19 protein-coding genes are annotated in these 18,948 nt (G+C 54.3%); 7 read left to right on the forward strand and 12 right to left on the reverse strand.

Features of this window, described 5'->3' with window-relative positions; genetic code table 11:
* Positions 1–20: 20 nt before the first annotated feature.
* From PCH01S_RS09805 to PCH01S_RS09825, 6 genes are all read right to left on the reverse strand, one after another.
* A complete protein-coding gene (locus PCH01S_RS09805) occupies positions 21–1,142 on the reverse strand; it encodes a LacI family DNA-binding transcriptional regulator (RefSeq protein ID WP_053228685.1) in 1,122 nt (373 codons plus the stop codon).
* 53 nt (positions 1,143–1,195) lie between these two features.
* On the reverse strand, positions 1,196–1,507 hold the full coding sequence (locus PCH01S_RS29690) for a transposase (RefSeq protein WP_084706564.1): 312 nt from the start codon (positions 1,505–1,507) through the stop codon (positions 1,196–1,198).
* Between the two features lie 416 nt (positions 1,508–1,923).
* Positions 1,924–3,126 (reverse strand): acyl-CoA dehydrogenase family protein, encoded by a 1,203-nt coding sequence (locus PCH01S_RS09810; RefSeq protein WP_042228763.1) that lies wholly within the window; start codon positions 3,124–3,126, stop codon positions 1,924–1,926.
* Positions 3,123–3,965: an ATP-binding cassette domain-containing protein gene (locus tag PCH01S_RS09815; protein ID WP_206735007.1), complete on the reverse strand. Its 843-nt coding sequence runs from the start codon at positions 3,963–3,965 to the stop codon at positions 3,123–3,125. The genes PCH01S_RS09810 and PCH01S_RS09815 overlap by 4 nt, the downstream gene beginning before the upstream one ends.
* 25 nt (positions 3,966–3,990) lie before the next feature.
* The gene (locus tag PCH01S_RS09820; RefSeq protein WP_042228765.1) at positions 3,991–4,794 is read right to left on the reverse strand and encodes an ABC transporter permease subunit; all 804 of its coding nucleotides are present in this window, start codon (positions 4,792–4,794) and stop codon (positions 3,991–3,993) included.
* A gap of 31 nt (positions 4,795–4,825) precedes the next feature.
* A complete protein-coding gene (locus PCH01S_RS09825) occupies positions 4,826–5,875 on the reverse strand; it encodes a sulfonate ABC transporter substrate-binding protein (RefSeq protein WP_042228767.1) in 1,050 nt (349 codons plus the stop codon).
* Between the two features lie 280 nt (positions 5,876–6,155).
* Here PCH01S_RS09825 and PCH01S_RS09830 point away from each other — a divergent pair, with 280 nt between their 5' ends.
* The 3 genes from PCH01S_RS09830 to PCH01S_RS09840 all read left to right on the forward strand — a co-directional run bounded on the left by PCH01S_RS09830 (position 6,156) and on the right by PCH01S_RS09840 (position 8,522).
* Complete coding sequence (locus PCH01S_RS09830) at positions 6,156–6,788, forward strand: YhbD family protein (RefSeq protein ID WP_042228768.1); 633 nt, start codon at positions 6,156–6,158, stop codon at positions 6,786–6,788.
* A 2-nt stretch (positions 6,789–6,790) separates the two neighbouring features.
* On the forward strand, positions 6,791–7,519 hold the full coding sequence (locus PCH01S_RS09835) for a polymer-forming cytoskeletal protein (RefSeq protein ID WP_042228769.1): 729 nt from the start codon (positions 6,791–6,793) through the stop codon (positions 7,517–7,519).
* A 73-nt stretch (positions 7,520–7,592) separates the two neighbouring features.
* On the forward strand, positions 7,593–8,522 hold the full coding sequence (locus PCH01S_RS09840) for a helix-turn-helix domain-containing protein (RefSeq protein ID WP_042228770.1): 930 nt from the start codon (positions 7,593–7,595) through the stop codon (positions 8,520–8,522).
* A 124-nt stretch (positions 8,523–8,646) separates the two neighbouring features.
* On the opposite strand, the gene PCH01S_RS09845 is transcribed toward PCH01S_RS09840, so the two are convergent.
* From PCH01S_RS09845 to PCH01S_RS09865, 6 genes are all read right to left on the reverse strand, one after another.
* Entirely contained in the window at positions 8,647–9,333 is a 687-nt protein-coding gene (locus tag PCH01S_RS09845) for a hypothetical protein (RefSeq protein WP_042228772.1), read from the reverse strand.
* Positions 9,334–9,423: 90 nt separating this feature from the next.
* The gene (locus PCH01S_RS09850) at positions 9,424–10,416 is read right to left on the reverse strand and encodes an aldose 1-epimerase (RefSeq protein ID WP_042228773.1); all 993 of its coding nucleotides are present in this window, start codon (positions 10,414–10,416) and stop codon (positions 9,424–9,426) included.
* A 66-nt stretch (positions 10,417–10,482) separates the two neighbouring features.
* A complete protein-coding gene (locus PCH01S_RS09855) occupies positions 10,483–11,625 on the reverse strand; it encodes a metallophosphoesterase (RefSeq protein ID WP_042228774.1) in 1,143 nt (380 codons plus the stop codon).
* A 356-nt stretch (positions 11,626–11,981) separates the two neighbouring features.
* Positions 11,982–13,499 carry a glycosyl hydrolase family 18 protein gene (locus tag PCH01S_RS09860; RefSeq protein ID WP_241688837.1) on the reverse strand — a complete coding sequence of 506 codons (1,518 nt, stop codon included), beginning with the start codon at positions 13,497–13,499 and terminating at the stop codon, positions 11,982–11,984.
* 249 nt (positions 13,500–13,748) lie between these two features.
* Positions 13,749–13,889, reverse strand: coding sequence for a hypothetical protein (locus tag PCH01S_RS30355; RefSeq protein WP_156972807.1), 141 nt, complete (start codon positions 13,887–13,889; stop codon positions 13,749–13,751).
* 30 nt (positions 13,890–13,919) lie between these two features.
* The gene (locus tag PCH01S_RS09865) at positions 13,920–14,477 is read right to left on the reverse strand and encodes an NUDIX hydrolase (protein ID WP_042228776.1); all 558 of its coding nucleotides are present in this window, start codon (positions 14,475–14,477) and stop codon (positions 13,920–13,922) included.
* A gap of 231 nt (positions 14,478–14,708) precedes the next feature.
* On the opposite strand from PCH01S_RS09865, the gene msrA reads away from it, so the two are divergent.
* The 4 genes from msrA to PCH01S_RS09885 all read left to right on the forward strand — a co-directional run bounded on the left by msrA (position 14,709) and on the right by PCH01S_RS09885 (position 18,813).
* Complete coding sequence (gene msrA, locus PCH01S_RS09870) at positions 14,709–15,677, forward strand: peptide-methionine (S)-S-oxide reductase MsrA (protein ID WP_042228778.1); 969 nt, start codon at positions 14,709–14,711, stop codon at positions 15,675–15,677.
* A gap of 184 nt (positions 15,678–15,861) precedes the next feature.
* Positions 15,862–16,557: a response regulator transcription factor gene (locus PCH01S_RS09875; protein ID WP_042228779.1), complete on the forward strand. Its 696-nt coding sequence runs from the start codon at positions 15,862–15,864 to the stop codon at positions 16,555–16,557.
* Complete coding sequence (locus PCH01S_RS09880; protein ID WP_042228780.1) at positions 16,547–17,683, forward strand: sensor histidine kinase; 1,137 nt, start codon at positions 16,547–16,549, stop codon at positions 17,681–17,683. The genes PCH01S_RS09875 and PCH01S_RS09880 overlap by 11 nt, the downstream gene beginning before the upstream one ends.
* 191 nt (positions 17,684–17,874) lie before the next feature.
* On the forward strand, positions 17,875–18,813 hold the full coding sequence (locus tag PCH01S_RS09885; RefSeq protein WP_042228782.1) for a D-alanyl-D-alanine carboxypeptidase family protein: 939 nt from the start codon (positions 17,875–17,877) through the stop codon (positions 18,811–18,813).
* Positions 18,814–18,948: the final 135 nt, after the last annotated feature.

Raw genomic sequence — 18,948 nt, forward strand, 5'->3', positions numbered from 1 at the left:
TCTGCCAATTTTAATTTTTTTTACAAAGAGCCTCGAATTACAAGCGTAGAATCAATACAAATTTCAACGGGATCTTTTGACAAATTCTCAAGCTTTTCAAGCATAAGTGCCGCTGCTGCTTGTCCCATTTCAAAAGCAGGCTGTTTGATTGTTGTAATAGGTGGTTCTGTCAAGCTCATCCATTGAAAATCGTCATAGGAAAGAAAGGAAATTTGCTTAGGAACAGAAACTTTCTTTTCTTTGAAGGACTTATATGCTCCCATAGACATCGTGTTATTTACGATAACTAATCCGTCTATCTCCTGATCCAACACCTTTTGGGTAAGCTCGTATCCCGATTCAAATAAAGACTCTCCTACATAAGTGATCTTCTCATCAAAGGGAACCTGGTTATCTTTCAATACATCTTTATAGGCTTGAAAGCGTTCAATCGTACTCGATACATCAATAGGGCCTGATATAAAGGCAATCCTCTTTCTGCCCTTTTGAACCATTAATTGGATGGCTTCGTATGTGATCTGATAGTTATTTGTATAAATCGTATCCACCTTATTCTGTACACTTGGTTTTCGATCCACATAAACAACCGGGTACTGAAGATAAGACAATTCATTTACATTTTTTCCATTCTGAGAAGTCGGCGCAATAATGAGTCCATCCATATAATCCGTAAATTGAGTATTATACATATCTATCTGTTCGAGCTCATTATTAATATTTTCATGAGAATTGCTTATAACTAGGCGATACCCTTTCGTATTTAGTACGCTTTCAATTCCATTTGCCAACGAAATAAAGAAGTCCGCTGATGTATCATTTTGACGTATCGGAATGATCAACCCAATTATTTTTGTATCTTTTCCTTTAAGTGATTTAGCTACAGTGCTTGGTCTATAATTTAACTCTTCCATAGCCTTTAACACTTTTAATTTTGTTTCTTCTTTAACAAATCTTGATGCATTCATTACGTTTGAAACGGTTGCTGTGGATACTTCAGCTTTTTTAGCAACATCCTTTATGCTAGGTTTTTTACCTTCTACTTCGATCTCCCTCTTTCTTCTAATATTACTATCATAAGAATTTAATCGATTAAATAGAGAAATAAAAAAATAATCGATGATAGTTTTTAAATTAAAAGGCATTTAAACGATTAAATGAATACGTACAATATGTAACCGTTTTAATTGAGTTCATATTATAATATATATATTTCTTTGTCAACACTCTTTAAACACATTCTCTTTAAACACATCCAAGTAATGAACATCTCTTTCCATTGATACACCGCACACAAAATATCCGAGTACTGAAGAAATTGCTTGACCAATCCAGCTTCTCTTTCAGATAGTTGGTCAGCTCCTTTACCCAGTAGCCGATAATGATGCTTTAACTGTTGACGCGCACGGGGAGACAGGTCTTTCTGGACCCGTTTTCGAACAATTTGCAAAGCCTCTGTTACGTATCGATTCACATGCAAACGGTCAACGACTTTGTGTTTACTTGTGATACGGTTCCCCTCAAATGATCTTTAACTAATCTGCCCGTTACTTCAATAGGCCGCCGATCGTCGGCAGCCTGCTGAATCACCTATTGTGCTCTCGTCACCCGTTAGCTGAAAGCCTTGCCTAGCATGAGGCTCGTTAACCCCTTTATCTTTCATACGGGCGCAAACCTCTTCAACTTGATTCACTTCAAAAGTGGGCATAAACCAGACGAACCACAAAACAAGCAGTCCTTACAGAACGAGATAAATATCATTCAGCCCGTGTATACTGTAAAAACGTTGGTTAAATGCATGAGCTTCCATATAGACGTTAGTCACTTACAGCATTTATTACTTGTGATAAGGCATGGAATTGGAATATGCGCTAGAGATGCCATGCTTGACCATTTGATTTTCTTCATGGCTTTAGCGCCTTTCGCTTACGCCTCCGCCGTTCCCTCTGGCGGAGGCAGCAGCTCGCGCTCCGCCCGGTCGGCCAGCTGCTTCAGCGTGACGTCGTCCATCGGAGGATTGTGCAGTCCGAACCGCACGTCCCGGTACAGCCGCTGAAGCGGATGAGTCATCGCCAAGCTGTGCGCTCCCGCGATCCGCATCGATTTGTCGACGACGGTAAGCGCCGTCCGCACGGCGAACGTCTTGACGGCGCTCAAATCCGCGGCGAATGCCCCCGGATTTGCGGGGGCGCTCTCCCAGCGCTGCGCGACCGCGTAGAGAAAATGCCTTGCCGCGGAAAGCTCCAGCTCGATCTCCCCGATCAGCTGCCGGATATGAGGCAGCTCCAGAATCGGGTGAGGAAGCGAGTTCGGCCGGTAAGCCGCCGCGAAAGTGACCGCTTCCCGCCTCGCCGCAAGAGCGATGCCAAGGTAGCAGGCGGGAATGTGCAGCAGATACGGATGAGCCGCCGGCCCGGGTCTGCTCGGTTCGCTGCGGGTGTGCTTGACCCTAGCCTCCGGCGGGACAAGCACATCCTCCAGCACCAGGTCGTGACTGGCCGTTCCCCGCATGCCGACCATATCCCATGTCGGCTCTATACGGACGCCTTCCGTCGCGACGGGAAAAACAAACTCGCCGTGATTTCCGTCCGGCTCCAGGGAAGCCGTCACAATGACGAGGTCTAGGGCGGGAGCCAGCGTCGTAAACGTCTTACGTCCGTTTAGGAGGTAGCCGCCCTCTACTTCCTCCGCCGTTGTAGCCGGACGGCCTCCGCGCGACGGGCTCCCCGTCCCTTTTTCCGTGGCCGCGCGGTTAATCAGAAGGTTGCGGGAAGCGATGTCTCTGCACAGCGCCTCGTATTTGTCCTGCCAGGCAGGCTGATTCGCCAGTTCCAGAACGATGCCCAGATGCCAGCCGATTCCGAGTGCAGTCGCCGCATCTCCCTGGGCCAGCCTTTCCTGCAGCAGGACAAATTCGTACAGGGATGCTCCGGCTCCTCCGTATTCGGCCGGGACCGTCAGCGAAGGATACCCGGCTTCCTTCAGCGCGTCGATAGCTCCGTAGGAGAAGCCATTCTCCTCATCCGCCCTGGCCGCTTCATCACGCAACGTGTCGGCCAGCCGGCCGATCTCATCGAGACGCTTCTGCTCTTCCGACGTCCGGGCGAAGCTGAATGGAGATGGATTCATCGGCCGTTCCCCCCGCCCGTCTGCATAATCCGCTCCAGCACCCGCTTCTCCAGCCGGGCGAATTCCGGATTCGCCTGATCCCTCGGCCACGGAGCCGGATTATCGGCGTCCAGCGCGATTTTCCCGTCCTCGATCAGAAGAATCCGGTCCGCCAGACGGACCGCTTCGCTTACGTCGTGCGTGACGAGCACAGTCGTGAAGCCATGCCGCTGCCGGAGCGTGCCGATCAGCTGCTGCATCTCCAGCCGGGTCAGCGCATCCAGTGCGCTCAGCGGCTCATCCAGCAGCAGCAGCTTCGGCTGGCGGACAAGCGCCCGCGCCAGGGCGACCCGCTGCTTCTGGCCTCCGGAGAGGACGCCCGGCCATTCGCCGGCGCGGTCCGTCAGGCCTACCTGCCCGAGTACGTGCAGGGCACGCGGACGCCAGTTCCCGCTTAAACCGATGCCGACGTTATCCAGCACGGTTTTCCACGGGAGCAGGCGGGCCTCCTGGAACATGACCGTGATATCCCGGCCGATGCCGGACACGGGCCTGCCGTCGATCTCGATCCGGCCCTCGGCAGGCTTCTCAAGCCCCGCCAGCAGTCTGAGCAGCGTGCTTTTGCCGCTGCCGCTTCTGCCTGCAACGGCAATAAACTGGCCCGGACGGATCGTCAGATCCAGCTCGTGAAGCACCTTTTTGCCTCCGAACGATTTATGAACGCCCTGCAGCCGGACAGACGCTCCGAACAAGCTCTCCCCGCTTTGCCCGGCGTCATTGCCCGAAACCGCCCTTCGCTTATCACCTGCCGGCGCTTCCGTATATAAAGCCTCCTCGGCCAACTGACCCCACCCGCTCAATTGCGGCACCTCCGTTTACGTTGTTCTAGGCTTTCCGGTAGCTTACATTCCACTTGAGCACGGTATGCTCCAGCCATTTGGCGATCACATCCGCCAGCTTGCCCAGCAGCGCGTACAGCAGAATACTTAAAATAATGATGTCCGCCTGCATAAACTCACGGGCATTTAAAGCCAAAAAACCGATTCCTTTATCCGTGGCGATCGTCTCGGCCACGATCAGCGTCAGCCACATAATTCCGAGCCCGTAACGGATTCCCACAAAAACGGAAGGAAGCGCCCCCGGCAAAATAACATGGCGGAACAATTGCCAGGAGGTGAGCCCGTAGACGCGGCCCATTTCTAAATAGCCCGGATCGACCGACCGTATTCCGTGAAATGTATTTACATAGACCGGGAAAAGCACGCCGAGAGCCACCAGAAACACCTTCGCTCCTTCGTCGATTCCCATCCATAATATCACAAGGGGCACCAGCGCAAGGTGCGGAATATTCCGGATCATCTGGATCGACGTATCGAAAATCCGGTAGGACGTCACAAACAATCCGTTGGCCGCCCCGAGCAGCAGCCCGATTCCCCCGCCGATGACAAAACCCGCGGCCGCCCGGCCGAGACTAACGCTCAGATGGTACGTCAGCTGACCGGAGGCGAAAAGCTTCCATCCCGACTTCGCCACCTCAAGAGGAGGCGGGAACAGCCGCTGGGAAACAGGCCCGTAGACGGCGGCCATATGCCAACCCGCCACAATAAGCACCGGAAGCAGCCAGGGAAGCAGCCCGGCTGCCCATGTATCTCTTCGTCTCGTATACGCTTGTTCAACGCTTACCGACATTTTGTCATCTCCCTCAAGTTAGGATCCGCCGTCATTTACCGATCGCCCACACCTGCCGGACGGGCATCAGCGGAGCTACATTGATCTTGTCCCCGATCAGTCCGATCCGGTGGAACGTATCGGCCAGTTTTTGCTGTGGCTCAATGATTTCCGGGGACAAATTTTCGACGCCGTACATTCGTCGGTTCACGGCCCGTTCGATTGCCTTTCGGTCGATACCGAGCGCTTCCGTCAGTTGCTTGACGACTTCCGGCTTGTTCGCATTGGCCCATTTGTCGGAGACGTCTATTTCCTCCAGAATCGTTTTGATCAGCTCGGCATTTCCTTTCGCGAACGTTTCATTGGCGTAATAAAAGGTCCGATTCGGTGAAAATCCCGTTCCGTCCGTCAGCGTCACGGGAGCCAGATCGTTCTCGACCGAGGCGAAAAAAGGGTCCCAGGAGCCAAGCGCGTCCACCTGCTTCGTTTCGAACAAAGCTCTCCCTTCGGATGCGTCTTTAACGAACACGAATTTGACATCGTCCAGTTTGAGACCGGCCTTTTCCAGGGCCAGAACAGCGAGGTAATGATGATTCCCGCCCTTCGCCACCGCGATCTTCTTGCCTTTCAAATCCGCGACGGTTTTTACCGGCGAACCCGCATGAACGACGATTCCCATGCCTTCCGGATTGGGGAGATCGCAGCCCACGTAGACAAACGGTTTGCCTCCGGCCTGCGCGAATACGCCCGAGCCGTCTGCCGCATGCCCGAAATCGATGCTTCCCGCCGTTAACGCCTCCAGCAGAAAATTTCCGCCCGCAAAAACTTTCCATTCCACGGTGATGTTCTTCTCTTTCAGCCGTTTCTCCAAATTGCCGTGTTCTTTCAGTATATTCAGCGTATTCCCTTTCTGGTAGCCGATTCGGAGCACCTTGGAGTCTCCCGTTACGGCGGATTTGGCCTCATTCGGCGTTGTTGCCGCGGCCCCTTTGTCCCCGCCCGAAGAACATGCGGACAGAACGGCCGCGGCCGTCAGCATAAGAGCCGCCAGCCATGCTTTTGTACGTGTGGAACGTTTCAGCCACCCGGATATCGTTGTCATTTTCGTCTCTCTCCCCCTTGACGTTCTTCCGCTCATCCAAAAAAGAAGACGCACTTTCCCCTGACAGGAAAAAAGCGCGTCTCCGTTCGAACGGTAGACTTTTTTTCTTTTAATAATTCCGATTGGATTAGTATGTTATCGGAGTTTCAAGTAGCTTAGCACACGTTTTTTTGAAGTGTCAACGTCTTTTTTACGACTTTATTAGCAAAAAATCTTGGTCATTCAGCCTAATTTACAGCGTAACAGTGTTATGTTACAATCTTTTTCAAGAGGTGTTGAAATGACGCAAGAATTGATTTCGAAAAAAGATCTGCTCGAATTGACCGGCATATCCTACGGCCAGCTTTATCGCTGGAAACGAAAAAACCTTATACCGGAAGCGTGGTTCATCCGAAAATCTACCTTCACGGGGCAGGAAACGTTTTTTCCCAAGAAAGAGATTCTCGTCCGCATTGACAACATTTTGTATCAGAAAGACGATTTGTCGCTGGATGAGCTGGCCGACCGCTTCTCTCCCCGTCCTACCGATCTGAGCATGACGAAAGAAGAGCTTATCCTTCATAACATTGTTTCGAAGGTTGCGTTGGACTATTTCATCCGGCTCAGCGGAGACGCCGAGGTGTGGACATTCGAGCGTATTTTCGCCGTCTATGTTCTTCACACGCTGCTCGAAACCGGGGAAATCAGCTTGGAGGAAGGAAGCGGCCTTATCCAGCTTATGACGGACCAGTACCCCAACATGAGCGACAGCGACGGGGAGCTCCTTTTTATCCGCAAAATGGGGGTGTCCACCTGTTTACTGAAGCAGGGCACCGGGGAGATTTATCTGGAAAAGGGTGTGAAAGTGGCGGCGCGCCTGCAGCTTTCCCCATCCGTTGAAGCGTTAAAAACAAAAATTTGGCGGGAGGCCTGACCATGGAAGCACAGCCGATTATAACGAATGACTTGTCCATCTCGGGAGCGGGTTCGGCAGACGGCGGACGTTACCGGAACGCGAGAATTAACGGAAACGGCCGGATAGACGGCGATCTGGAATGCCGAAGCTTTAAATCGGCGGGGCACAGCCATGTGTACGGAAATTTGGCCGCCCAGGAAGTGATCCTGCGCGGTAGCGGCTCCGTTGCCGGAAATGTCCGTTCCGAATTGCTGAGTGTCAGCGGAAACGGGGAATTTCGGGGCGACGTGGCTGCCGGTCTAGTCAAGGTGAACGGATCGGCCGGCATCGGCGGCTCCTTGACCGCGGACACGGCGGTCATTCGCGGTTCCGTACAGATCAACGGAGACTGCGAAGCGGAAAAGTTCGAAGCCTACGGCGGTTTTGAAGTCGGCGGCCTGCTGAATGCGGGCATGATCGACATTCGCCTGTTCGGACCGTGCCGGGCCCGAGAAATCGGCGGAGAATCCATCCGGGTGAACAAAAACGGGTTCCTGAACTCGCTGGCTTCTCTTTTCGGTTCCAAACGCATCTCCCTGGAAGCCGGAACCATCGAAGGTGACGTCATCTACCTGGAGCATACCTTCGCCTCCGTCGTACGCGGTAGAGACGTGAAAATCGGTCCCGGCTGTGAAATCGGCCGGGTGGAGTACACGAACACCTTGTACGTAGATATCGATTCGACCGTTGCCCAGCGGCAGCAGTTGTAAAGCGCAAGAACGATCAAGCCCCGTCCGGCTCTCCATGGTAAGCTGAAAGCGGAAAGGCAGGCGATACCCCGCTATGGTGCAAGCAGTCGTATATTCGGAAACGGTCAACCGGACCCTATCTTACATCGAGGCTCATCTGAAGGAGGAGCTGAATCTGGAAATCCTCGCCGAGCGGGCGGCATTTTCCATGTATCATTTTCACCGGATCTTCCAGGCTCAGGTAGGCATGCCTCCCGCCGACTATATCCGCAGGCGCCGGCTGTCTAGCGCGGCGTGCAGCCTGCTCGGAACCGAGCGGAGGATCCTCGACATCGCGCTTGAATACCGCTTCGATTCCCAGGAATCGTTTACTCGCTCTTTCAAGCGCATGTTCCTTATGACGCCGGGCCAGTACCGTTCCTACTACCGCACGCTTACGATGCAGAAGGAGAGTGAAGCCGAAATGGCCGAACAGGCGGATCAAATGAATGCTTTACAAGGAGAACCCCGAGGCTGGATGCTTACCGGCACCAACACGGGAGATTATGAGATGGGCGTAGACCGGCTGGAGGTCCACCACGGCAAATCGTCCGGTTATCTGCGTTCGCTCACGGAACGGGCCTCCGGGTTCGGGACCATGATGCAGATGTTCAAAGCGGACGCTTACCTGGGAAGCCGGCTTCGGCTGAGCGGTTTCGTCAAAACCGAGCAAGTCCGGGACTGGTGCGGCTTGTGGCTGCGCATAGACGGCAAAGATCACGACGTGCTCGGCTTTGACAACATGAGCGGCAGGCCCATCCGCGGAACGACAGGCTGGAGCCGATACAGCTTGGTGCTGGATGTGCCCAAAGAGAGTGTGGCGATCGCGTTCGGCGTTCTGTTGAACGGAAGCGGCCGGGTCTGGATCGACAGTCTCCAGTTCGATACCGTCAGTCTCCAGGTGCCTGTGACGAGTCTGGAGGAGGTTAACGCGCTCCCCGACGCTCCGGTCAACCTGAACTTTGAAGAGGAGCCCGATCAGTAGAGCGTGGCAACGTAAAAAGACGATTCCCCTTTGGGAGAATCGTCTTTTTTATACCTCACCGGCCGGTACGGCACGATTAGCGGCACCGTTAGCCGGCAGGCGGGCATCAGACAGCCGGAAGCGGTTACGTGTGCTCCGCCTGCTGCTGATGCTCTTCATGGATTTTATAGAGCGCCTGAACAAGCGGATCGGCCGGATCGCGGTTCAGCAAGTGAAGCGTCATCAGAAACTGGAGCGGAAGGGCAAACGTATTGTTGCCTTCTTTAATGGACGGGAAGCCCACTTCCAATACAGGGCCGGCTTCGGGATGCATCTCCAGATCGACGTAGATCTGTTCTTCCGGAAATTCGCTTCTTACGCTCTCCGCGCAGTGAGGCACGATATAATTGTCCAGCAGCTGTTTCGCTTCTTCTTCGCTTTGAGGAGCGGCCGGAAGCGGACGATTGTCGGAGCTGCGGATCAAGTCCACGAAGAAGGAGGACATCCATAGACCCGGATTCTCCTTATTCTGGAACGTATGCACAAGCTCGTTAAGGAAAAATCCGCAGGAGTAACTGTTATCGTTTTGACGGATCGTGTAGGCGAACAAAGGACCGAAGACGGGATGCTGGCCCACCTGTCCTTCCACTTCGTAGTCGGAAAACTGCTCTTTCAATACCTGTTCGGCATGCTTGTACCAGGCAAAAATAATTTCGTTCTGCTGCTGTTGTTCCTGCTGTTCTCGGGCTGCCTGCTCTTCGGGAGACAGTTGCTCTTCTTCTGTCGCTTGAGCTTCGATAGGCTGATCGCCGGATTCGTTAGGTGTGGTCATATATACTCCTCCTTGCCTCCCATCTTATCATGTTCTGGAGATGATGGGAAAGCAGCGTCTTCTTTTCCCGCTTCGGTTACGAAACGGCCGTTACTTCACATAAAGCCTTCCTGTCTCTTCCCAAATTTCTCCGGGATTCAGCCCGAACAAGCCGATTTCTTCCGCCGGCAGCGGACTGTTCGGCGCATTCACGAGATTCACTTGCGGCTCCGGGCAGAAAAACCCTTCCTCCCCGAAATGGTTCCAGATCATCCACTGCTTGTAGGACGTACCGACATCGTAAACGAGGGTAACGTTGTGCTTCGTGTCGGTCAGCTCCATACGGTTGCGCCCGTTCTGGGCCGACACCGTATAATGGTTGTCCAGCGGTTCGTAGAAAGGATAAATCCCTTCGTCCCGGAGCTGCTCTTCTTCCTGCGTCAAGGCTTGCTGCCTGCCCGTAGGAAGCATGCGGTCGTTCATTTCCCAGCGCTTGCCGATCGTCAGCTTCACCCTGTAATCCTTCGCCGAAGCATCCGGCGCGAAAGGGGCGTTAACCGACGTGTGAAAAGCAAGCAGACAAGGCATCCGTTCTCCGCCTTCGTTGCGGATCAACAGATGCTGGGCCAACCCGTCCCCGTTTAGCGAATAACGCAGACGGATCGTAAAACGGAACGGCAGAAACTTGTACACTTCATGGGCTTCATCCACCCGGACGGATACGCTTACGAAGCTTTCGCTCTCCGTCGTCCCGTATTCGTCGACTTGCCAAGGAATCTTATGTAGAAATCCGTGCAAATGATTGCCCGTCGATTCTTCGTTAATCGGAAACCGGAGCACTTTGCCGTTCCACGGGAACTTGCCGTCTTCGTAACGGTTCGGCGGAAAAAGCACGGGAATGCCGTGGATTCCCGGATTCGCCTTGAAGGATTCCAGCTCTTCCTCAGCCGGTTCGTGCAGAAACCGGTAGCCGTTGTCCGTATCCCGGAAAGCGATAAGATTGCCTCCGTAATCCGGGAGCATGACGGCTTCATAGGCGCCCCACTCCAGCCGGACAGCTTTCATTCCCTGATAATTACTTTCATACGCACGGTTATGTGTCATGCTTCTATCTCCCCTCGTCAGTTCCGGTGCGTCCTTTTACCAGACTATTATACCATGAAAACTCTTTCATTCCGCTTCCTCAAAATCGAGAATAAGTTCGATAACTTCCGAACGGCTGGCGATCCGTATGGGCGGCCCCCACGTGCCGAAACCGGACGATACGACGACATGCATCTTATCCTTCAGCATGTAACCCCAATCCAGCTCGAATAACCTTCCCGTGATCCAGTGATTCGGCGCGAACTGACCGCGGTGCGTGTGACCGCACAGAAGCACATCCGCTCCGGCAGCGGCTGCCTTGTCAAAATGATAGGGCTGGTGGTCCATGAGAAGAATCGGCTTCGACGGATCCAGCCCGGACAGCAGCCGGTCCACTGCCATACGGCCGCCGGTATCGAACGACTCCGCCGTCTTGTCTTTGCGTCCCGCGATATAGAAAGCGTCCTCTACGGAAACCGTCTCGTCCCGCAGCACGCGGATACCGATCGACTCCATTTGGCTGATGTGCTCTTCGATATGGCCGCCGTAATATTCGTGGTTTCCCAGCACCGCATACACGCCGTATTTCGCCTGAAGCTGCTTCATGACCTCCGACATCCCGTTGCGGATATACGGCTCGATGCTGTCGTCGATAAGGTCGCCGGGAAGCAGAATAAGATCGGGCTTCATCTCGTCGACGGTCTTAACCAGACGGGCTAAGTGCCGTTTTCCTACAATATTACCCAAGTGAATGTCGGATGCAACGGCTACCCGGAGCTGACGCAAGGGGCCGGCCCCTTTGCCGACCCGAGCCCGGTACGTCCGGACGATGGGCGTCCAGGCATTCCAATATCCTTTTGCAAACAGGATAATCAAAATCACGAGCACGACGCCTCCCGTACCTCCGAAATATACGGCAGGCGGAAATCCGGCAAGCTTCAAGAGCCAGGCGGCCAGGTCTCCCAGCGGAAGGAGAATAACGGCAAATTCCAGCACGGCGAAATAATAAGATCCGATGACCTTCAGCAGCCTGCCCGGGGGACCCGGAACTGCGGGAGAGCGGCCCAGCATGTAAGCGAGAGCCAGTACCGCCAGCAGCGTCCAGTATAGTCCTGCGGACACGGAAATTCCCCAGAAGTCGAGAAACCGCTCGCCATGCCATCCGATGTAAATAGTAAGCCCCGCATAAACGAGCAGGGCCAAAACAAGCAGAACAAGACGCGATTTCACTAGAGTCCGACTCCTTTATTTAACAGGTAAACAGATGAGATGTCCGCATTATACCACGGGGAGACCGCACGGAACCAATACGGCTGCATCCGCTGAGCATACCCTTGAAGGAGGTTTTCTCCAGAAAAAGAGGAAGATTAAGTTCGCGGAACGACTCAGCATTTCACGCCATAAAAATACACTCCCTAGAATACGCCGGTTGACCCGAAGGTTCCCGTGCGGTTCTAAAGAGTGTATTCAACTGAAACTTAGCTCCCGTTCCGTACAACGGACTGCCGGCAGCCGCATTCCCCTATTCTTCGCTCGGCAATTCGAGCGTAGTCATAGAACGGGATTGCCGCCGGCCTGCCGCCGCCTTACCGGTCCAGCGATTCCGCCAGCCGCGGCAGCAGCTTGCTGTCCCGGTCGTCGTTCAGCTCCCAGAACATGGCTCCACCGAGGCCTTTTTCCTTGATGAATTCGGCTCTGTAACCGATCGATTCCTCGTCCTCGTAGGAGACGAACTGGCCCGTTTGCTTGTTGTAGAGGTAAGGAACCTTGGCGCGGTCGTTCCAGTAGCGCTGGAATCCTTCCGGCTTTTCGGTCCAATCCACGACGTCCCCGCCTTTGCAGGCCTGGTAAAGACCGTTGTTTACGGCCTCGCAGCCGCCCCAGGAACGGCCGTAGAACGGAATGCCCAGCACCAGCTTTTTGGCCGGCACGCCCGCGTTCAGGTGACCGTTCACGGCCGCTTCCACGTAGAAACGATGCGCGTTCGGGTCCGGATCGGCCGGATCGTAGTACAGGGCGGCGTTGTTGTTGCTCGTCGGCTCCCAGCTTCCGTGCAGATCGTACGTCATGATGTTTACGAAATCGATGGATTCGGACACTTTATCAAGCTCCGTATCCCTCACGTAATTTGGATTCGCGCCTGACGCGATCGTGAGCAGATAATGGCGGCCGTCTTCACGTCCGGCGGCTTCCAGCTTCTCACGGATGGTTTGCAGCAGGAGGGTAAAATTCGTGCGGTCCTCCGGACGGCGCACGTTCGTTTCCAGGCCTCCCGTCACCGGATACTCCCAGTCGAGATCGACTCCGTCGAAGCCGTTCTCCCGGATAAAGCGGACGGCGCTGTCGGCGAATTTGGTACGCGAAGCCTCCGTAAGCGCCGCGTCCGAGAACCGGCCCGACCAGGTCCAACCGCCGACACTGACCAGCGTCTGCAAATGAGGATTCGCCTGCTTTAATTTGGCAAGCTCTTTGAAATCGCTTACAAATTTCGCACAATCTTCTCCTTTGCACGCTCCGGGGTAGGCTTCTTCCTGCTCCTTAGGCGAACTCAGCGCCACTTCCCCGTCCACGATATTGGCGAAGGCGTAGTTGATATGCGTCAGCCTGGACGCGTCGATCTCGGAAGCCTTCAATTTTCCCCAGGAGGTGAAATACCCGACGACTTTATAGGCAGGGCTGATGATCGCCATCTGCCTGGCCTGATCCCACTCCACCAGGCTGCGCGAAGCCTCCGATACGAAACGGAGAGGAACATACAGCGCGTCTCCCTGCTTGGCTGGAGCGGCTTGAAGCGTAGCGAGCCGGTTGTTCACACGCGCTTCCTTGGAGCCCAGCTTCATCTCGATAAAGACGCCCGTCTTGGACAGCGTAAAAGTCCCGTCTTCTTTCAGGGGACTAAGCTTTAGTTGAAGCTGTTTGGCCAGCTCCTCGGCGGGTACGGTCAGGGCATCCCCCTGCAGAACAGGCTTCTGCTGCTGTACGGCGACACGGCTGCCGTAAGCGATACTGATATCCCCGGCAGAGGACGCGCCCATGGCGGGAACGGCTCCCAGCGCAAGCCCCAGCGTTAACGCGGTCAATAAAGAAGGTTTCCATTTTTTCAAGAATATGACCTCCAATACATGATGGCGGAAGATTCGGAAAGCGTCCCGTTCGGCGGAAGTCATTAAGCGGAATGTGCAAGGAAGTCTCGCAGGATGAGTCTTGCAGCAGGAGTCATATGTCGGAGTACTTAAAAAAGAGGCTTAAAACCGGAGCCGAAAATCATCACGTCCGCCTTTTTTAGAAAACGCTTCCAAATCTTTCTATGGCAATAAGATAGCACAAGAAACTTCCATCTGTACAAGGAATTTTTAATACAGTTTTCGGCGCAATTGGAGAAAAATTTTACCAGTTGAAATCAAGGGTTCGAATGCTGCCCGACCGGCTTTTTTCATGCCGATTTTTTTCCCTAAAAAAAATGCAGCTTCCGGCAATTCCTGCCTTGGCTGCATGCTTTGTATCCGCATCGCTGTTTAACCGTGTCAGACGCGGAAAAGTCCGTACCCGTCCAGCGGAATCACCGGGTCCGTGTCGATAACGAGCCCTCCGCCCCGCCCGTTCCAGGCCACATCGGCCAGCCAGCGAGTAAACGGCGCCACGTTCATCGTCTCCATTTCTTCCAGGCTGTAAAATCCTGCGGCGTCCACCTCGTGATCGTCCGGTACGGGTTCGCCGCTTACGTAATCCATCGCGAAAGCGATATAAATGTTATGAATGCTTTTCGGCATGTCCCGGAACGCCACTACCTTCTTAACGGAAGCCTCGATGCCCGTCTCCTCCAGCACTTCCCGCGCAATCGTCTCGTGAATCAGCTCAAGCTGTTCGATAAAACCGCCCGGGTTGGTCCATCTTCCCTTGCCCGGCTCCTGCGCCCTGCGGACGAGCAGGAGTTTTCCTTCCCGCATCACGAGCGCCCCTACGCCCGCACTGTAGCTGCCCCAATGGACAAAACTGCAGGCCGGACAGGCCCGGCGGAGCGTTCCGTCCATATCCCGCGTTTCAAGCGGAGTTCCGCACGTCATACAATAATTCGCTTCCATCGAGGTCACCTGTTTCGTTTCAGAATGGACTGCATCCGTCTTGCAAGGGCCATTATACTCCTTTCGCGGCTTTCGTGAAAGAGCGGCCCGGCCGAACAACCGAGGCGGCAAACGACAGGCGGCCGTGCCGCGGCGGCGGGATTTCTTTTTTTCCGCCGGGAGATGGTATAATGGAAGGGTCAGGAATCTAACCGACTTTAAAGAACGTTTAAATAAAGGAGCTGGGAACCCATGAGTTTGGAAAACAAATCATCCGAGCTGGCAACATTTGCAGGCGGCTGCTTCTGGTGCATGGTCAAGCCGTTCGACGAGCAGCCTGGAATTCTCAAGGTCGAATCCGGCTATACGGGCGGTCACCTGGAGAACCCGACGTACGAGCAGGTTTGCTCCGATACGACCGGCCATTACGAAGCGGTCCAGATCACGTTCGACCCTGCCGTGTTCTCCTACGAGCGTCTGCTTCAGGTATTCTGGCAGCAGATCGACCCGACGGACGCGGGCGGCCAATTTAACGACCGCGGCCAATCGTATCAGACCGCCGTTTTCTACCATAGCGAAGAACAGAAGGCAGCGGCGGAGAAATCCAAGCTGGATTTGGCCCGCAGCGGGCGGTTCGACAAACCGATCGCCACGGAAATTTTACCGGCCAAGCCGTTTTACCCGGCAGAAGAGTATCACCAAGGTTACTATAAAAAAAATCCGCTGCGCTATAAAGCGTACTCGGTAGGATCAGGGAGGGCGGCATTTTTGAAAAACACTTGGAAAGACCACGCGAAAGATCAGGATCTCAAAAAGCGTCTCACGCCCATGCAGTACGAAGTGACGCAGAACAGCGGCACCGAGCCGCCGTTCCGCAATGAATTCTGGGATCACAAAGAAGAAGGGCTGTACGTCGATATCGTATCCGGCGAGCCTCTTTTCAGCTCCCTGGACAAATTCGATTCCTCCTGCGGATGGCCTTCCTTTACGCAGCCGCTGCAGGGCGAGCAAGTAACGGAGCATGTGGATCTGACGCACAATATGGTCCGCACGGAAGTCCGCAGCAAAGATGCGGATTCCCATCTGGGGCATGTCTTCGAAGACGGCCCGGGCCCGAACGGGCTGCGCTACTGCATCAACTCGGCCGCTCTGCGCTTCGTTCCTAAAAGCAAGCTGGAAGAAGAAGGCTACGGCGATTACCTGAAACTGTTTACGAAATAAGAACCGGGGCCGGGTTCCTTTCTAGGGACCGGCCTTTGTTTAAGCCGCGGGGGCATCCCCGCTTTTTTTATTGAAAGGATTTCTTAACCTTTTTGTAAAAAGATCCTAAGCAACAAATGATACAATGGAACCATTATGACTGACGGCCCGCCGCAACCGGGTAAAACAAAGGATGAAAACGGACATGGACAAGCATATTCTGATCGTCGACGACGACGATAAAATCGCGCAACTCATCGAAATTTATTTACAAAACGAAGGCTATACCGTCTACAAAGCCAACAACGGCCTGACGGCTCTGGACATTATGGCGGAGCAGACGGTTCATCTCGTCATTCTCGATATTATGATGCCGGGCATGGACGGCCTTCAAGTGTGCATGAAAATACGCGAAAAGCAAATGACCCCCATCTTGATGATCAGCGCCAAGGACGGGGATCTCGATAAAATTACCGGACTGATGACCGGGGCGGACGATTACGTCGTGAAGCCCTTCAATCCGCTGGAGCTGATCGCCCGTGTCAAGTCCTTGCTGCGACGGGCTTATTTCCAGGCACAGGCGTCCGTTCCCGCCGAAGAGCACACGACGCGGATCGGTTCCCTCTTGATCGACAAGCAGACGCACACCGTTACCGCCAACGGGCGCCTCGTCAAGCTCACGCCGATCGAATTCGGCATTTTGTCCCTGCTGGCGACTCATCCGGGACGTGTTTTCAGCTCGGAAGAAATTTTCGAGAAAATCTGGAAAGAAAAATATTTCGAATCCACGAACTCCGTAACGGTTCATATCAGCCGCCTCCGCGACAAACTGGAGAAGGAAATGGAAGGCGAGAAAATCATTCACACGATATGGGGGGTCGGCTACAAGCTTGAAAACTAATTGGAGCAGAGCCCTGCTGTACAGCCTCGGATCGTCCCTTATCGTGCTGCTTCTTATTTTTCTCCTGGGCCGCACGCTCTTCTATTCCTATCTTTCCGAGCGGATCAGCCTGGAAAATATTTTGATCTGGATCAACTACCGGATCGGCTATCCCGATGCTTACATCCAGGCCGGACTGATCATCTTCCTTCTCTTTTTTATTTACTTTTTCCGGCTGGAGCAGCGTCACCGGGACAAGCGTACGCTCGCGCAGATTATCGAAAATATGCAAAAAATCACCGACGGCGATTTTAATCACCGGGTTCCGGCGGGAGGCTCCGGCGAGCTCGGCCAGCTTGCCGTGCACGTCAACCGGCTTGTGGACCGCCTGAAGCTCTCCCTGGAGGAAGAACGCCAGGCCGAACAGGCCAAGAACGACCTGATCACGAACGTATCGCATGATCTCCGGACACCGCTCACTTCCATTACCGGTTATCTGGGCCTGGTGGATCAGGACAGGTACCGGGACGAGGTGGAGCTCCGCCACTATATCGGGATGGCGTACGAGGAATCCCAGCGGCTGAACCAGCTCGTACAGGATTTGTTCGAGTATACGCGGCTCCGGAACAAAGAAATGAAGCTGCAGCTCGTCAAGATCGATCTGGTCGAAATGCTGCATCAGATTTTCTCCGCTTTTCAGCTGCAGCTTAAGGAGGCGGACATGGACACGCGCATGACGTTCGAACAACCCCGCCTCTACGTCCTTGCGGACGGCAACAAACTGCGCCGGGTGTTCGAGAATCTGATCACCAACGCCATCAAATACGGGCATGACGGAGCTTTTCTCGACGTCACGGGACGGGTTGAAGGCAGCGAAATTGTCCTGTCCTTAACCAATTACGGAGAATCGATTCCCGCGCCCGATCTGCCGCGGATTTTCGAGCGGTTCTACCGCGTCGAGAAGTCCCGTACGAAGCATCTCGGGGGCTCCGGAATCGGTCTGGCCATCGCCAAGCAGATTATCGATCTCCACGGCGGAACGATCGAGGCTTACAGCGATCCGGAAGAGACGGTATTCACGGTCCGCCTGCGGGCATTGAATCCCGACAACCCTCCCCCTTCTTCCGTCCGCTCCGGTTCCTTTTAGACGCGATCTCCCGCGGGGGATCGCTTTTTTTTATCCCCGGAACAACGGCTGTTCGCGCGACTCTCAAAATCTGTCTAAAATCATAGAGAATCGTAATTATTTCGTAAGGTTTTCTTATCGGATTATTAAACGTTAGCGTCCAATATAGAAGGAGAGAGTTACCGCCTCAAACCGGAAAGGAGCATTACCCCATGAAACTAAAATCAACCCTGCTGGGACTCACGGCGGCCGTCGTCGCCCTGGCCCTGGTCTCGGATCCTTTACATATCATTAAACCTCGCGCCGTATCCGCTTTATCGACGCTGCGCTCAGGTCTTCTGGGCGGAAGCGGCAGCCCTTTAACTTCTTCCGTCGAGGGAGAAGCCGCCGTACTCATGGACGCGGATACCGGCAAGGTCCTCTTCGAGAAGCAGCAGGACTCGCGCCTTTATCCCGCCAGCACCACCAAAATCGTCAGCGCCATGATCGCCCTCGAGAAAGGCGGCGCCAAGGACCTCATTACGGTCGGCGACGAAATCCGGCTGAAAACGCCGGGAGAAAGCACCGCCGGACTGTGGGAAGGCCAGCGCCTTTCACTGGAAGACCTTATCGCCGCGATGATGCTTCCTTCCGGCAACGACGCGGCTAGAACCGTCGCCCGCTACATAGCGGAGAAGGATAGCGGCCGGCAGCTCTCCGCAGAAGAAAGTATCGACTATTTCGCCGGTCTGATGAACAAGAAGGCCGCCGCGGTCGGCGCCAAGCGTTCCCACTTCACGAACCCGCACGGGCTTCACGATCCCAAGCATTACACGACTGCGGGCGACATGGCCCTGCTTGCCCGCGAAGCCATGAAGAACAAAGTATTTCGCGGCATTGTCGACCAGCCCCGGCATACGGTCGCTTCGGCCGGAAACAAGCAAACCTTCGTCAACCGGAACCAGCTTCTTCAAGAGGGCGGCGCCTACTACTTCAAAGGCGTTAACGGCGTCAAAACAGGCTTCACCGACGAAGCCGGCTATTGTCTCGTCTCTTCGGCGGACCTCGACGGGAAGAACCTGATTACCGTCGTACTCCGGTCAAGCTCAGGCGGCGTCTATACCGACACCCATGCGCTGTTAAAGCTTGCCGTGAACAAGGAAACGGCCTAAGCCCGCCGGGTCCAAGCCCGGGCTAGGACCGGGTTAGGGGGCAGCGGCCGTTCGCGGCTGCTTCACTCTCCTTGTCTGTCCGGCAGCAGCCTGCTTTTACGGAGCCTTCCGGTCAAGGCACGGCATACCGCGCCC

The organism is Paenibacillus chitinolyticus NBRC 15660, assembly GCF_000739915.1.
Classification (GTDB): Bacteria; Bacillota; Bacilli; order Paenibacillales; family NBRC-103111; genus Paenibacillus_F; species Paenibacillus_F chitinolyticus.